This window comes from Stutzerimonas sp. R40042, assembly GCF_026642215.1.
In the GTDB taxonomy this organism is placed as follows: Bacteria; Pseudomonadota; Gammaproteobacteria; order Pseudomonadales; family Pseudomonadaceae; genus Stutzerimonas; species Stutzerimonas frequens.
In genome coordinates this window covers 1,039,591-1,053,734 of record NZ_CP113258.1, presented here as the reverse complement: position 1 = coordinate 1,053,734, position 14,144 = coordinate 1,039,591, and the positions used below count along the sequence as shown (strand labels likewise).

Genomic DNA, 14,144 nt, shown 5'->3' with positions numbered 1-14,144 from the left:
CCCGTCGAATTGCGATGGCTGCGCGACACCGGCCAGTCAATTGGGCTTCTCGAACGGCTTGTCGAAACTGATCTTCGGCGATTGCCAAGGTCCCTTGACGTCGTACTGTACGCTGGCGAAGCGCGCCACACGGTCGCCCAGCAACTTGTCGACAACGAAAAGTGCCCCGCCAATCGCCGGTGCACCGACGATCAGCGCAGCCAGCGGCAGGTTGTTGCTGATCGGCAATGTGACCAGCAGTTTCGCATCGATCTGGTCGCGAGCCATGTCCAGCGTGCCATCCAGCTCGAGGTTGGTCGACGGACCGCTGACGGTAATGGGCTCGCGAGTGTTGAACACGCCCTCCTTGGCCAACAGCCGACCATCCAGCCGGTCATAACTGAGCCCCTTGCTGAACAGGTCGGAGAAATCCAGTCGCAGGCGACGCCCTATCGAATTGAAATTGAGCACGCCGAACACCCGTAGCGCCTGGGCGCTGCCATCGACCTCGACGAACTGTCCCTTGCGCAGCCGTGGCTGCATGCTGCCGGAATAGCGCGCCATGGCGAACCAGGCTGGCGAGCCGGGCCACTGCCCGTCCACATCCAGGCGAAAACTGTCGCTGGTCACCGAGGGCGCAAAACCCCAGGCAAGCAATACGTCGGCGAGGTTGCGCCCTTCGAGGCGGCCCTTGTACCAGGTCTGCGCGCCGCCCCAACCGCCACTCCCGGTAATCTTCAGGCCCTTGAGGTCGAGCGCGATGTCGCGGAACTCGATTCCGGCGCTGACCGGCCGCAGCTTCAACGCCCAGGCGCCAAGCACATCGTCGCCCAGGGATATCCGTTTGATGGCGACATCCATCGCCGGCAGGCTCTGCGGGTCGACATCGGCCAGCGGATCAGGTCGCTCCTTGGATGCTGCTTCGCCGGTTTGCGCCGGAGCCGGCAGGCGCAGGTGCTGGAGATCAGCAACGATGGTGCCACCCTCGGCATCCGGCAGACGAACCGAGCCGCCGATGGTCGAACTGCGAAGGCCAAGGTCCCAGGCATCGCTCAGTCGCCGCAGGTCCAAGCCAAGGTCGTCGATCCGGGTGCCAAAACCGTCGAAGCGACCGATATCGACCTGCGCACGGCGCAGCAGCGAGCCAGTCGTCTGCTGCGCGTCCGCCCTGCCATGTTGCTCGAGCACAGCCTGCCAGGCTTTCAAGTCGAGTTCCGGCAGGCGGCCTCTGACGTAAAGCCCGGCACGGGCCGGAAGATTAGCCGCACCGGAGCCCAGACGCAGCTCACCGCGACCCTGCGCCCAGGCGCCCGGCGGCGCAGCGAACGCCAGCGCGGCGAGCGCCCCATGCTGGACGCCGTAGTGACGCTCGGCCCCTTGCAGAGACATCCGCAACGAGGTGTCGCGGCGCTCGCCGGCAGACTTGCCGAACGGCGCTGGCAGATCGATGCGCAACCCCTGTAGCGACGAGTCGATTTGCAGCTGACTATCCTCACCCGCCAGATCCAGACGCAACTGATAGGGCAGTTCACCGCTCGCGGGCAGCGATTGCCCGATAGCGAGCCACTCAACCAGACGCTGCAACCCCACGGTGCCCTGTGCCTCCAGGCGAGAGGCTGGCTTGCCGGGCGCGCCTGTCGCGACCGCCTTGCCCTTGACCGAAGAGCCGAACAGGCGCGCCTGGATGGCCTCTGCACTCAAGCCTCGCGCGGTGTCGTAGCGGAATTTTCCACTGAGCTGCTCGAAGGCGAGCGCCGGCTCGGGGATCTTCAGCCTCGCATCATCGCTGGCGAAATCCACGATGACTCGCGGAGTGCCCTTGCCCAGCGGGATCTGCAGGTCAAGCCTGCCGCTGAGCGCCCCCTGCCCCTGCCAGCCGGCGAACAGCTCGGCAGTCCCGATCGGCGCCTCCTGCAGCAGCTTCAAGGCGTCCGCCAGACTGCTGCTGACCTGTCCTTTCACCGCCAGCTGCGGCACGTTTCCGGCCCCGGCGCGAGGTATCTCCGCTGTCGCATCCCGCACCTGGCTGTCGAGGATCCGCCCTTCCGCGAGCCGGACACGCACCCCACTGTCTTCGATCAGCACCTCGCCGCGGCCCTGCTGCAGCAGGGGCCAGCCGGGCTGAAACGCCAGCTCCGCATCACGCACCTTGAAGTACAGGCTCAGGGCGCGCGCGCTATCGGAAGCGCCCTTGTTCAATGCCCCCTGGTACTGGAAATAACCTTGCTCGACCGTACCGCCGCGGATCGCCTCCCTGAGCCAGCTGACCAGCGCCGGACTCAACGCCGGTGAGCGTGTCGGCAGGTATTTTTCGGTGAAGCGCGCATCGCCGTCGCTCAAGCCGACCCGCAGGTCCATGTAATCCTCTGCCGCGGGGTCCCGAGCCAGTCGGATAAGGAAGTCTCCGGCGATCTTGCCTTCCTCGCCGTCGATGCGCAGATAGGGCGCAGCCAGCGTGAAAGCCTGCTCATCCAGCGCCCAGGTCAGGCGCCCGCCGGCGTGTCGGTAGTGCCACGGCTCGGGATAAAGTGGCGCAAGCTGCAGGCTGAAGTCGTCGCTGTCCACGCGCAACTCGCCGCCGCCCAGGTCACCACGAGTGCTGCCACTCGCGTTCCCCACCGCCGGTATCCAGTTCTGCGCAGCAATGCTGATGCGGTCCAGATTGGCAGCGAACTGCAGGCGCTGCGGCGACTCCATCTGCGGGTAGTAGTCGAGCTGCAGGTTGCGCAATGTTCCGTTGGGTTGCAGCGCCGTCAGCGTCTCGGCGGCAGTCGGCGGCAACGGCGCCAGTGCACGAACGAGCGTGGCGATCGGCGCGATAGCCAGCCGATCCGCCTGCAGGCGCCAGTACTGCTGGGCCTGATCCTGCTGAAGCTGGATTCGCGCATCGCCCCAGCGCTCGCCGTCGAGATCGAATGCCAGCCGGTCCAGCAGCAGCCGGTAGCCCTGCTCGTTACGATCGATATACGCCTCGCCCCCCAGGTCCTCGAGCTGAACGGGCTCACGATCGGCAAAGGACATGCTCAGCTGCGACGCGTTCAGCCGTAGAACGGCACGTTCCAGCGCCTGTTCGCGCAAGCTCACCCACAGCTCGCCACCCATCTTCAGCGTCTGCAGATGCCAGTCGGCAGTCAGCCGGCGCGGTAACCAGGCGGCCCAGTCGCTTTGTGGCAGGCTGAGGTAAACCTGCGCCTCGGCGTCCTGCCAGCGTTGCGGCTGCACCCTCCCCTGGATGTTCAAGGCCAGCGGCTGACCATCTGGCAGAATGCTGCGCCCGTCCACCCTGAGCCGCTCGCCGTCGACGCGCAAGCTCAGATCGGTATAGCTCAAGGTCAGCGGCGATTCGCCGAATGGCTCCAGCGTGATCTGGCTGTTGCGCACCACCCACCCACGTACCCGCTGCAACGACTCGAGCATCTTCTGTGGCTCGGGCGGTTTCTGCTCGGTACGGGTCGGCAAGCCTTCCACCCGCCACTTGCCCTCGGCATCTTCAGCGACAGACAGCTGCACGCCGCTGAGTTCCAATCGGTTCAGCCGCCATGCTCGGGCCCAGAGGCTGCCCGCCAGGTCCGGCACGATAGCGATACGGTCCAGCCGCATCGCGCTATCCCCTTCACCGAGCAGCACGTCATGCGCCAGCAAACGCGGCGCGAAGCCCTCCCAGCGGCCTTCGAGCCTGCCCAGCGCAATGGGCATGCCCAGCGCTGCCTGCGCCTTCTGCTGCACCTCGGCGCGGTATTCGGCGACCAAGGGCACCAGCTGCCGCCCCAGGCTGACGTAGAACGCGGCCAAAATCAGCCCGAACGCAATTATCCAGAACAGCTGGCGCGACAGTGTCAGGAGGAAGGCAGCGAGACGGTTCATCTGGATGCGCTCCGGTCATCCTGGGCCTTGCGGCCCGGTCTACCTTTGTTCAGAGCAACACCACATCGTACTGTTCCTGGGAGTACATGCTTTCCACCTGGAACTTGATCGAGCGACCGATAAAGGCCTCCAGATCGGCGACATTGCCCGACTCCTCGTCGAGCAGACGATCGATCACCTTCTGATTGGCCAGCACCCGGTAGCCTTCGGCCTGATAGGCCCGCGCCTCCCGCAGGATCTCGCGGAAGATCTCGTAGCAGACGGTCTCCGGAGTCTTCAGCTTGCCACGCCCCTGACAGCACATGCAGGGTTCGCACAGCACCTGTTCGAGGCTTTCGCGGGTGCGCTTGCGGGTCATCTGCACCAGGCCGAGTTCGGTGATGCCGATGATGTTGGTCTTGGCGTGATCGCGCTCCAGCTGCTTTTCCAGCGTGCGCAGGACCTGGCGACGATGCTCCTCGTCCTCCATGTCGATGAAGTCGATGATGATGATGCCGCCCAGATTGCGCAGCCGGAGCTGGCGTGCGATGGCGGTGGCCGACTCGAGATTGGTCTTGAAGATGGTTTCTTCCAGCGTCCGGTGGCCGACGAAGGCGCCGGTGTTGACGTCGATGGTGGTCATCGCCTCGGCCGGATCGATGATCAGGTAACCGCCGGACTTGAGCATGACCTTGCGCTCCAGCGCCTTCTGGATCTCGTCCTCGACGCCATAAAGGTCGAAGATTGGGCGCTCGCCCGGGTAATGCTCGAGACGATCGCCCAGCTCGGGCATCAGCTCGCCGACGAACTGCCTGACCTTCTGGAAATTTTCCCGCGAGTCGATGCGGATCTTCTCGATCCGCGGGTTGACCAGATCACGCAGCGTGCGCATGGCCAGAGAGAGATCTTCGTAGATCACCGTCGGCGCCTCGACGGTCTTGATCTGGCTCGCTATCTGCTCCCACAGGCGGCGCAGATAGCGGATATCCATCAGGATCTCTTCGCTGCCGGCGCCTTCTGCCGCGGTACGCAGGATGAAACCGCCGGCCTCCTGAATGCCTTCGGCCGCAACGCATTCCGCTACGACCTGCTTGAGTCGCTCGCGCTCGGCTTCATCCTCGATACGCAGGGAGATCCCGACATGGCTGGTGCGCGGCATGTAGACCAGGTAGCGAGAAGGGATCGACAGCTGCGTGGTCAGGCGTGCGCCCTTGGTGCCAATGGGATCCTTGGTGACCTGCACCACCAGGCTCTGGCCCTCATGCACCAGTGCATTGATCGGCTCGACGGCGTTGCCTTCGCGGCTGGATATCTCCGAGGCATGAATGAACGCGGCGCGATCCAGCCCGATGTCGACGAAGGCCGCCTGCATACCCGGCAGCACCCGCACCACCTTGCCCTTGTAGATGTTGCCAACGATGCCGCGGCGCTGGGTGCGCTCGACGTGCACCTCCTGCAAGACACCGTTCTCCACCACCGCCACCCGCGACTCCATGGGGGTGATGTTCATCAGGATTTCTTCGCTCATTGTTGTTCTCGGCGGTGGCTTGATGTGCAGCGCTAGCTGATGGTTCCGGTCGATTCTAACCGCCCGGCGCGTCGAAGCCACAGGCTCTAGCGTGAGCCTTTGGTCCAACGTGGGAGAGCGAACACATCGAGCAGCTGCGTGGTCTCGCACAGCGGCAGGCCGACCACCGCCGAATAGCTGCCATGCAGCTGGCTGACGAAGGCAGCGCCCCAACCCTGGATGGCATAGCCGCCCGCCTTGTCCAGCGGCTCGCCACTGTTCCAGTAGCGCTCGGCCTCCGCTTCATCGATGCTGCGAAAGGTCACTTCGCTGATGACCACACGCGCTTCGCAGGCCGAGCGACTGGCAAGCGCCACCGCGGTCATCACCCGATGGGTACGGCCCGAAAGTGCCGCCAGCATTGCCAAGCCTTCATTGCGATCGACCGGCTTGCCAAGGATGCGCTGATCGAGCACCACACTGGTGTCGGCGCCCAGCACGCAGCCATCGCGCTCACCCAGCACTGCCAATCCGGCGAGGGCCTTGTCCCGCGCAACACGCTCGACATAGGCCTCGGGGGATTCGGTCGGTGAAGGCGTCTCGTCGACCGAGACGCTGATCAGGGAAAACGGAGCGCCTATCTGCGCGAGCAGTTCGCGACGGCGGGGTGATGCCGAGGCGAGAAACAGAGTGCCCATGGCAAGTCCTCAACGTGAATAAGCGACAGCGTCGCATATTCAGGGGGCGTCGAGAAAGGCGCGGAGGGCTTGGCGGCACACCGGCGAGGGGCTGTCAGAACCTGAAGTTGAGTACCTGATCGCCCTTCAGTGACAGGGTACGCTTCTGGGTGATACCGCCAGAGGTCACCTGGATGTCGTAGACACCGCTATCCAGCACCAGCGACACCGGCGTCGCGCCGTGGTCCTGGTCATTGATACGAACCCGGTCGTCGTACTTGTTGCTGCGCACGATCAGGGAATGCGTCTGACTGTCGCATTGCTCGTAAGGCACATCGAGGATCGCGCAGGGCATCATCTTCTTCGCGGTAATGGTCGCCTCGATATTCATCCGTGCGTGAACGGTGCCGTCCAGGCTCATGCTTGCCTGCGCGAAGTGCGTACGTGTGCGATAGCGGTACCAGGCAGTATCCAACGCCAGCTCCGCCACCTGATCACGGATGTCCTCGGCCAGGACCCGCTGATAGTGGCCCAGCACCCACTGTGACATCTGACTGTCGCTGCGGAACTCGGCCAGACAGGCGGCCAGGCTCTTGCTCGCCGAGCAGCGGAACGAGACGTCCTGATCGAAGCGGATGGTCTTGTCCAGTTTGCGTGCAATCGCCTGGATGTTCTTGCTGTTGCGTTCGCGAGCCTCGGCGGCGAGCTGGGCCTTGAGGCGCTCCGCATCACGGCTCGCCAGGGAGAGCTTCAGATGCTGGCTGCCCAGATCCTTTTCCAGAGCCTCGACACGCTCACCAATAGCAGCCGCGGCATCGGCGCTACGCTTGTGCTCGTCGAGCAACTCGTCGAGTCGCTTGCGCTCCATGCCCTGACCGAGGAAATCGTCAACTTCGGCCTGGATCAGCTTCTTGGTGTTCGCCAGCTGCAACTGGATCGCGGCCAGTTCGCTCTTCTGCGCACGCAATGCCTCTTCGAGCTTCTGCTTCTCCAGCACGATGGCGTCGAGCTCGGCGAGCTTGCTGGCCAGCTGCTCGCTGCGGGAGGAATCGACGGTACCGGGCGCCGCGACGGGCGCATCGGAAGCCGCAGGTTGGGCCGGCTGGGGTGCCTGCGGTGCGCTGTCGGCCTGGGAGTAGTCGCTGCTCGCGATCAGCGCCAGCAGCAGCGAGGCGGCTGCGCTCGCTACAAGCACGGTGCGCGCACCCCGCCCCCATCGCCGCGTGGAAAGAATCGAAACGCCAGCTTCCATACTCATCGCCCGTGCTGTTGTGCTTGTCGTTTGTCTGAAGCAGATCACAGTAATGGCTGAACGCCATGAGGGGCGCATGATTTCAGAATTGCCCCGGAGCAGCAAGGCATAGGCCGTGCCGCTCCGCGCAAATCCACACGAAACTCATGACTTTCGCTTTCTGCCGGCGCGGGAGTGGTGAAACAGCAGTATCAGTAGACGGCGAAGCGTTGCCGCAACCCTTGCAGTGCGACGAACAGCCACGGCCAGAGCAAGGCACTGATCGGCACCGGCACGAGGAACAGCAGCGTAGGAGGACGATTGCCCGTCAGCGTGTTGAGCCATAGCTGAACCAGCTGCGCGAGACCCAGCACCACCAGCAGCACCATGCTCTGTTGCCACAGCGGGAACATGCGCAGGCGTTGCTGGAGACTCAACACCAGGAAGGCAATCAGGATCAGTGGCAAGGCACTCTGACCGAACAGCGTGCCCGCCAGCACGTCCTGCGCCAGGCCGAAGCAGAATGCAACGCCAAGCCCCCCGCGATGCGGAAGCGTCAGCGACCAGAAAGCGATTACCAGACCGAGCCACAACGGGCGAGCCAGCTCCGCGCTGCCCGGCATGGGAGCGATGCTGAGCAACAGGGCGATCGTCAGGCTGCACCAGATCACCCACCCATTGTTCGGCCGTCCACTGATCATTGCGCCTCCTCGACTGGTGAGGGCGCCGGGGCATCACCCATCGCCGGAGCATTACCGGCTGCCTGCTCCGCGGCAGGAGGAGCCGTCTCAGCGTCGGCAGCCGCTTCTCGGTCGGCATCCACCTGCGCCTGCGCAGCTGCGGCGGCGCGCTCCTCTGGCGTACGCGAGTCGCTGAAGACCAGCATCAGATAGCGGCTGCGGTTGAGCATCGCCGTAGGCACCGCACGGACGATCGCGAATGGCTGACCAGAGCCATGCACCACCTCGGTCACCTGAGCCACCGGATAGCCGCTGGGAAAGCGCTGACCGAGGCCGGAGCTGACCAGCAGGTCACCCTCCTTGATATCAGCGGTTTCCGCCACGTGACGAAGTTCCAGGTAGTCTGGATTGCCGGTACCCACGGCGATTGCACGCAACCCGTTGCGGTTGACCTGCACCGGAATACTGTGGGTCACATCGGTGAGCAGCAATACCCGCGCCGCATAGGGCAGCACTTCGACGACCTGCCCCATCAGCCCACTGGCATCGAGCACCGGCTGCCCCATGAAGACGCCGTCCCTCTCGCCCTTGTCGATCAGGATGCGATGGGTGAACGGGTTTGGGTCGAGCCCGATGAGCTCGGCGACGATGACCTTGTCATCCACCAGCGCCGCAGAATTAAGCAATTCGCGCAGGCGCACATTCTGCTCGGTCAGCATCGCCAGCTTCTGCAGGCGCCGCTGCATCAGCAATGCCTCGGCCTTGAGCTTCTCGTTCTCGGCCATCAAGCTGCTGCTGCTGGCGATCTGTTCGGTTGCCCCTCTCCAGATACGCACCGGCATTTCGGCGACCCAGTAGAACGGGGTCAGCACCAGCGCCATCTGGCTGCGCACCATCTTCAGCGCATCGAAACGTGCATCCACCACCATCAGCGCGACGCAGAGCACGACGAACACCAGCAGGCGTCCACCGAGCAGAGGTCCCTTGGCAAATAGCGGCTTGATTGCGACTACCTCGCGGCTGAAGCTTCAGACTGAACGCGACAAGCCGAAAGCCGGCGTGACCGGATCTTTCGGCTTGTCATCAACGGCGCGCAGCGCCTCACTCGGTGGACAGCAGATCCATCGCGTGCCGATCCATCATCTCCAGCGCACGGCCGCCGCCGCGGGCTACGCAGGTCAGCGGCTCTTCAGCGACGATTACCGGCAGGCCGGTTTCCTGCGCCAGCAGCTTGTCCAGATCACGCAGCAAGGCACCGCCCCCGGTGAGCACCAGGCCACGCTCGGCGATATCGGAAGCCAGCTCCGGCGGTGACTGCTCCAGCGCGCTCTTGACCGCCTGGACGATGGTTGCCAGCGACTCCTGCAGCGCCTCGAGCACCTCGTTGGAGTTCAGCGTGAAGCTGCGCGGTACGCCTTCGGCCAGGTTGCGACCACGTACATCGACCTCGCGCAGCTCGCCACCCGGGAATGCGGTACCGATTTCCTGCTTGATGCGCTCGGCGGTGGATTCGCCGATCAGGCTGCCGTAGTTACGGCGTACATAGGTGACGATGGACTCATCGAAACGATCGCCACCGACTCGCACGGATTCGGCATAGACCACGCCATTGAGGGAGATCAGTGCGATCTCGGTGGTGCCACCACCGATGTCCACGACCATCGAGCCACGCGCCTCGTCGACCGGCAGGCCGGCACCGATCGCCGCAGCCATCGGTTCCTCGATCAGAAAGACTTCCCGTGCACCGGCGCCCAGCGCAGATTCGCGAATCGCCCGGCGCTCGACCTGAGTCGACTTGCAAGGCACGCAGATCAGCACGCGCGGGCTGGGCTGCAGGAAGCTGTTCTCGTGCACCTTGTTGATGAAGTACTGCAGCATCTTCTCGCAGACGCTGAAATCGGCGATCACACCGTCCTTCATCGGACGGATCGCATTGATGTTGCCCGGGGTGCGGCCCAGCATGCGCTTGGCCTCGGTACCAACGGCGACGACGCTCTTCTGGTTGCCGTGGCTGCGAATGGCAACTACAGAGGGTTCGTCGAGAACGATGCCGCGATCGCGCACATAAATAAGGGTATTGGCAGTGCCCAGGTCGATCGACAGATCACTGGAAAACATGCCACGCAGTTTCTTGAACATGGGAAAAGGGCCCTGGGGCAAACGCGTGGGGAAAAAAGTGCCGCAAACTCTAACAATGGTGCGAACTTAGGGCAAGGCGCGAGTCTGCCTGCATCGCGCCAGACGTGAGCCACTGCGCGCATCGCCTGCAAGCCAAGGCTCAAGCCGCAATCAGGCGCGTCTCGCCGCGCCCCGCGCTACCGGTCGACGCCCCGGGCATGTAAGATTGACGGCTTTTCCGGGCCCGAAAGCCCTTGCCGCGGCGCGCCCTGTGCCGCCATGCGCCCCGTCCAGTCGACGGAAGGCGCAGCCCGATTCGCTTTCCGCTGGAGATATCCGATGGCGCTTGAACGCACCGAGGTGGAAAAGATCGCTCATCTGGCCCGCCTGGGCCTGTCTGAAGCCGACCTGCCTCGCACCACCGAAACCCTCAACAACATTCTCGGCCTGATCGACCGCATGCAGGCAGTGGACACCACCGGCATCGAGCCGCTGGCCCACCCGCTGGAAACCACGCAGCGCCTGCGTGCCGACGAGGTCACCGAGCGCAACCAGCGCGACGCCTATCAGGCCATCGCCCCGGCGGTGGAAAACGGACTTTATCTGGTCCCGCGGGTGATCGAGTGATGAAGGACACCGACATGCACAACCTGACACTTGCCGAGATCGCCCGCAACCTCAGCGAAAAGCGCTTCTCGGCCGAAGAGCTGACGCGCACGCTGCTCACCCGTATCGAGCAGCTCGATCCGCAGCTGAACAGCTTCATCAGCGTCACCAGTGAGCTCGCCATCGCCCAGGCCCAAACTGCCGATGCACGCCGCGCCGCTGGCGAGAGCGGCGCGCTGCTCGGTGCGCCGATCGGCCACAAGGACCTGTTCTGCACCCAGGGCATCCGCACCAGCTGCGGCTCGAAAATCCTCGACAGTTTCAAGGCGCCCTATGACGCCACCGTGGTAGAACGACTGGCAGCGGCCGGCACGGTCACCCTCGGCAAGCTGAACATGGACGAATTCGCCATGGGCTCGGCCAACGAATCGAGCTATTACGGCCCGGTGAAGAACCCCTGGGACCTGACCCGGGTACCGGGCGGCTCTTCCGGCGGTTCCGCCGCGGCCATTGCCGCGCGCCTGCTGCCCGCCGCGACCGGCACCGACACCGGCGGCTCGATCCGCCAGCCGGCCGCGCTGACCAACCTCACCGGTCTCAAGCCCACCTACGGCCGCGTCTCGCGCTGGGGCATGGTGGCCTACGCCTCGAGTCTCGATCAGGGCGGGCCGATGGCGCGCACCGCCGAAGACTGCGCGCTGCTGCTCTCGGCAATGGCCGGCTTCGACCCGAAAGACTCCACCAGCGTCGACCAGCCGCTGGACGACTACCTCGCAACACTGAGCCAGCCGCTCGCCGGGCTGCGCATCGGCCTGCCGAAGGAATACTTCGGTGCCGGCCTCGACCCGAAGATCGCCGACGCGGTGATGGGGGTCGTCGAGGAACTGAAAAAGCTCGGCGCCACGGTCAAGGACATCAGCCTGCCGAACATGCAGCACGCGATCCCTTCCTATTACGTGATCGCGCCGGCCGAAGCCAGCTCTAACCTGTCGCGCTTCGACGGTGTGCGCTTCGGCTATCGCTGCGAGAACCCGGTCGATCTGACCGACCTCTACAAGCGCTCGCGCGCCGAAGGCTTCGGTGACGAGGTCAAGCGGCGCATCATGGTCGGCACCTATGCGCTGTCGGCCGGCTACTACGATGCCTACTACCTCAAGGCGCAGAAGATTCGCCGACTGGTCAAGAACGACTTCGTCAGCGCGTTCGATGAGGTCGACGTGATCCTCGGCCCGACCACGCCGAATCTGGCCTGGAAGCTGGGCGAGAAGAACGCCGATCCGGTTTCCGCCTATCTGGAAGACATCTACACCATCACCGCCAACCTGGCGGGCATCCCCGGGCTGTCGATGCCGGCCGGCTTCATCGATGGCCTGCCGGTGGGTGTGCAACTGCTGGCGCCGTACTTCCAGGAAGCGCGCCTGCTCAACGTGGCGCACCAGTACCAACAAGTCACCGATTGGCACATGCGCGCCCCGGCCGGATTCTGAGGAGATTGAAGATGCAATGGGAAACCGTGATCGGGCTGGAGATTCACGCACAGCTCGCGACCCAGTCGAAGATCTTTTCCGGCAGCGCCACCACCTTCGGCGCCGAGCCCAATACCCAGGCCAGCCTGGTCGACCTCGGCATGCCCGGCACCCTACCGGTGCTCAATGCCGAAGCCGTGCGCATGGCCTGCAAGTTCGGCCTGGCCATCGACGCCGAGATCGCGCCGAAGAACGTCTTCGCCCGCAAGAACTACTTCTACCCTGACCTTCCCAAGGGCTACCAGACCAGCCAGATGGATCATCCCATCGTCGGCAAGGGCCACCTGGACATCACCCTGGAAGATGGCAGCACGCGGCGCATCGGTATCACCCGCGCGCACCTGGAAGAGGACGCCGGCAAGAGCCTGCACGAAGACTTCCACGGCATGAGCGGCATCGACCTGAACCGCGCCGGCACCCCGCTGCTGGAGATCGTTTCCGAGCCGGACATCCGCAGCGCCAAGGAAGCGGTCGCCTACGTCAAGGCGATCCACGCGCTGGTGCGCTACCTCGGCATCTGCGACGGCAACATGGCCGAAGGCTCGCTGCGCTGCGACTGCAACGTTTCCGTGCGGCCCAAGGGCCAGGCCGAGTTCGGCACCCGCGCCGAGATCAAGAACGTCAACTCCTTCCGCTTTATCGAGAAGGCGATCAACCACGAAGTGCAGCGGCAGATCGAACTGATCGAGGACGGCGGCAAGGTGGTGCAGGAAACCCGCCTGTACGACCCGAACAAGGACGAGACGCGCTCCATGCGCAGCAAGGAAGAAGCCAACGACTACCGCTACTTCCCCTGCCCCGACCTGCTGCCGGTGGTGATCGAGCAAAGCTTCCTCGACGAGGTTCGCGCCAGCCTGCCGGAGCTGCCGGTGCAGAAGCGCGAACGCTTCGAGCGCGAGTTCGGCCTGTCGGCCTATGACGCCACGGTGCTGGCCGCCAGTCGCGAGATGGCCGACTACTTTGAACAGGTCAATGCCACCTGCGGCGATGCCAAGCTGGCCGCCAACTGGGTAATGGGCGAGCTGTCCAGCCTGCTCAACAAGGACGGCCTGGACATCGAGCAATCACCGGTAACCGCCGAGCAGTTGGGCGGCATGATCCTGCGCATCAAGGACAACACCATCAGCGGCAAGATCGCCAAGATGGTCTTCGAGGCCATGGCCGCCGGCGAAGGTTCGGCCGATGAGATCATCGAGAACAAGGGCTTGAAGCAGGTCACCGACTCCGGCGCCATCGAAGCGATGCTCGACGAGATGCTGGCGGCCAACGCCGAGCAGGTCGAACAGTACCGCGCCAGCGACGAAGCCAAGCGCGGCAAGATGTTCGGCTTCTTCGTCGGCCAGGCGATGAAGGCTTCCAAAGGCAAGGCCAACCCCGGCCAGGTGAACCAACTGCTGAAGAAGAAACTCGAAGGCTAAGCTGAGCCATGGCACTGCGCGGTCGAGCCGCGCAATGCCCCATGATCGCTTCCGGCACCGCCAGTACTTCGCCATGCCTGCCGCGGGTTGTCGTCCAAGCGATTGCCCAACGGAAGGACATTTCATGCGAATGCCTCGCCTCGTAACCCTGCTGACACTGATTCTGCTGACCGCGGGCTGCGCCGAACGCCAGCCAACGCAGCCACCGCAAGCACCAGCCACCACCCAGGAACGCTTCACCCAGAGCGGCAAGGCGTCCTATTACGCGCGCATGCACCACGGGCAGCGCACGGCCAATGGCGAAACGCACGACCAGAACGCACTGGTCGCAGCCCATCGCAGCCTGCCGTTCGGCACGCGCGTGCGGGTGACCAACCAGCAGAACGGCAAGCAAGTGATCGTGCGCATCAACGACCGCGGACCATTTCGTCGTGGCCGCATCATCGATGTGTCCCGCGCCGCGGCTGCGCAACTGGACATGCTGGAGCGTGGCGTGGTCCGCGTCCGCATCGAAACCCTCCCATGAACCAAGCCAATACCGAGACTGCATGACGCCTGC

At 64.3% G+C, this 14,144-nt stretch carries 11 protein-coding genes; 4 read left to right on the top strand and 7 right to left on the bottom strand.

The features are described 5' to 3' along the window. Window positions 1–36: 36 nt before the first annotated feature. From OUY36_RS04880 to mreB, 7 genes are all read right to left on the bottom strand, one after another. Window positions 37–3,843, bottom strand: coding sequence for a YhdP family protein (locus OUY36_RS04880; RefSeq protein ID WP_267936995.1), 3,807 nt, complete (start codon window positions 3,841–3,843; stop codon window positions 37–39). Window positions 3,844–3,892: 49 nt separating this feature from the next. Next, entirely contained in the window at window positions 3,893–5,350 is a 1,458-nt protein-coding gene (gene rng / locus OUY36_RS04875; RefSeq protein ID WP_063544389.1) for a ribonuclease G, read from the bottom strand. A gap of 86 nt (window positions 5,351–5,436) precedes the next feature. After that, window positions 5,437–6,027, bottom strand: a complete 591-nt coding sequence (locus OUY36_RS04870; protein ID WP_102840564.1) for a Maf family protein — start codon at window positions 6,025–6,027, stop codon at window positions 5,437–5,439. A 94-nt stretch (window positions 6,028–6,121) separates the two neighbouring features. Continuing rightward, the gene (locus OUY36_RS04865) at window positions 6,122–7,258 is read right to left on the bottom strand and encodes a PEGA domain-containing protein (protein ID WP_063544383.1); all 1,137 of its coding nucleotides are present in this window, start codon (window positions 7,256–7,258) and stop codon (window positions 6,122–6,124) included. Window positions 7,259–7,449: 191 nt separating this feature from the next. After that, entirely contained in the window at window positions 7,450–7,938 is a 489-nt protein-coding gene (gene mreD, locus OUY36_RS04860) for a rod shape-determining protein MreD (RefSeq protein WP_063544382.1), read from the bottom strand. After that, window positions 7,935–8,921, bottom strand: a complete 987-nt coding sequence (mreC, locus tag OUY36_RS04855; protein WP_267938091.1) for a rod shape-determining protein MreC — start codon at window positions 8,919–8,921, stop codon at window positions 7,935–7,937. Before mreC ends, mreD begins: the two co-directional genes overlap by 4 nt. Window positions 8,922–9,018: 97 nt before the next feature. Then, window positions 9,019–10,056 carry a rod shape-determining protein MreB gene (mreB, locus tag OUY36_RS04850; RefSeq protein WP_003292433.1) on the bottom strand — a complete coding sequence of 346 codons (1,038 nt, stop codon included), beginning with the start codon at window positions 10,054–10,056 and terminating at the stop codon, window positions 9,019–9,021. Window positions 10,057–10,374: 318 nt separating this feature from the next. Here mreB and gatC point away from each other — a divergent pair, with 318 nt between their 5' ends. The 4 genes from gatC (at window position 10,375) to OUY36_RS04830 (ending at window position 14,111) form a co-directional block, all read left to right on the top strand. Beyond that, window positions 10,375–10,662, top strand: a complete 288-nt coding sequence (gatC, locus tag OUY36_RS04845) for an Asp-tRNA(Asn)/Glu-tRNA(Gln) amidotransferase subunit GatC (RefSeq protein ID WP_063544381.1) — start codon at window positions 10,375–10,377, stop codon at window positions 10,660–10,662. 14 nt (window positions 10,663–10,676) lie between these two features. Further along, on the top strand, window positions 10,677–12,128 hold the full coding sequence (gene gatA, locus OUY36_RS04840) for an Asp-tRNA(Asn)/Glu-tRNA(Gln) amidotransferase subunit GatA (RefSeq protein ID WP_267936994.1): 1,452 nt from the start codon (window positions 10,677–10,679) through the stop codon (window positions 12,126–12,128). 11 nt (window positions 12,129–12,139) lie between these two features. Continuing rightward, complete coding sequence (gene gatB / locus OUY36_RS04835) at window positions 12,140–13,585, top strand: Asp-tRNA(Asn)/Glu-tRNA(Gln) amidotransferase subunit GatB (RefSeq protein WP_267936993.1); 1,446 nt, start codon at window positions 12,140–12,142, stop codon at window positions 13,583–13,585. A gap of 124 nt (window positions 13,586–13,709) precedes the next feature. After that, window positions 13,710–14,111 carry a septal ring lytic transglycosylase RlpA family protein gene (locus tag OUY36_RS04830; RefSeq protein ID WP_200594713.1) on the top strand — a complete coding sequence of 134 codons (402 nt, stop codon included), beginning with the start codon at window positions 13,710–13,712 and terminating at the stop codon, window positions 14,109–14,111. Window positions 14,112–14,144 lie beyond the last annotated feature (33 nt).

Bases quoted from the DNA above. Each gene is read 5' to 3' on its own strand.
- OUY36_RS04880 (WP_267936995.1), bottom strand. From the start codon at position 3,843: ATGAACCGTCTCGCTGCCTTCCTCCTGACACTGTCGCGCCAGCTGTTC.
- rng (WP_063544389.1), bottom strand. From the start codon at position 5,350: ATGAGCGAAGAAATCCTGATGAACATCACCCCCATGGAGTCGCGGGTG.
- OUY36_RS04870 (WP_102840564.1), bottom strand. From the start codon at position 6,027: ATGGGCACTCTGTTTCTCGCCTCGGCATCACCCCGCCGTCGCGAACTG.
- OUY36_RS04865 (WP_063544383.1), bottom strand. From the start codon at position 7,258: ATGGAAGCTGGCGTTTCGATTCTTTCCACGCGGCGATGGGGGCGGGGT.
- mreD (WP_063544382.1), bottom strand. From the start codon at position 7,938: ATGATCAGTGGACGGCCGAACAATGGGTGGGTGATCTGGTGCAGCCTG.
- mreB (WP_003292433.1), bottom strand. From the start codon at position 10,056: ATGTTCAAGAAACTGCGTGGCATGTTTTCCAGTGATCTGTCGATCGAC.
- gatC (WP_063544381.1), top strand. From the start codon at position 10,375: ATGGCGCTTGAACGCACCGAGGTGGAAAAGATCGCTCATCTGGCCCGC.
- gatA (WP_267936994.1), top strand. From the start codon at position 10,677: ATGCACAACCTGACACTTGCCGAGATCGCCCGCAACCTCAGCGAAAAG.
- gatB (WP_267936993.1), top strand. From the start codon at position 12,140: ATGCAATGGGAAACCGTGATCGGGCTGGAGATTCACGCACAGCTCGCG.
- OUY36_RS04830 (WP_200594713.1), top strand. From the start codon at position 13,710: ATGCGAATGCCTCGCCTCGTAACCCTGCTGACACTGATTCTGCTGACC.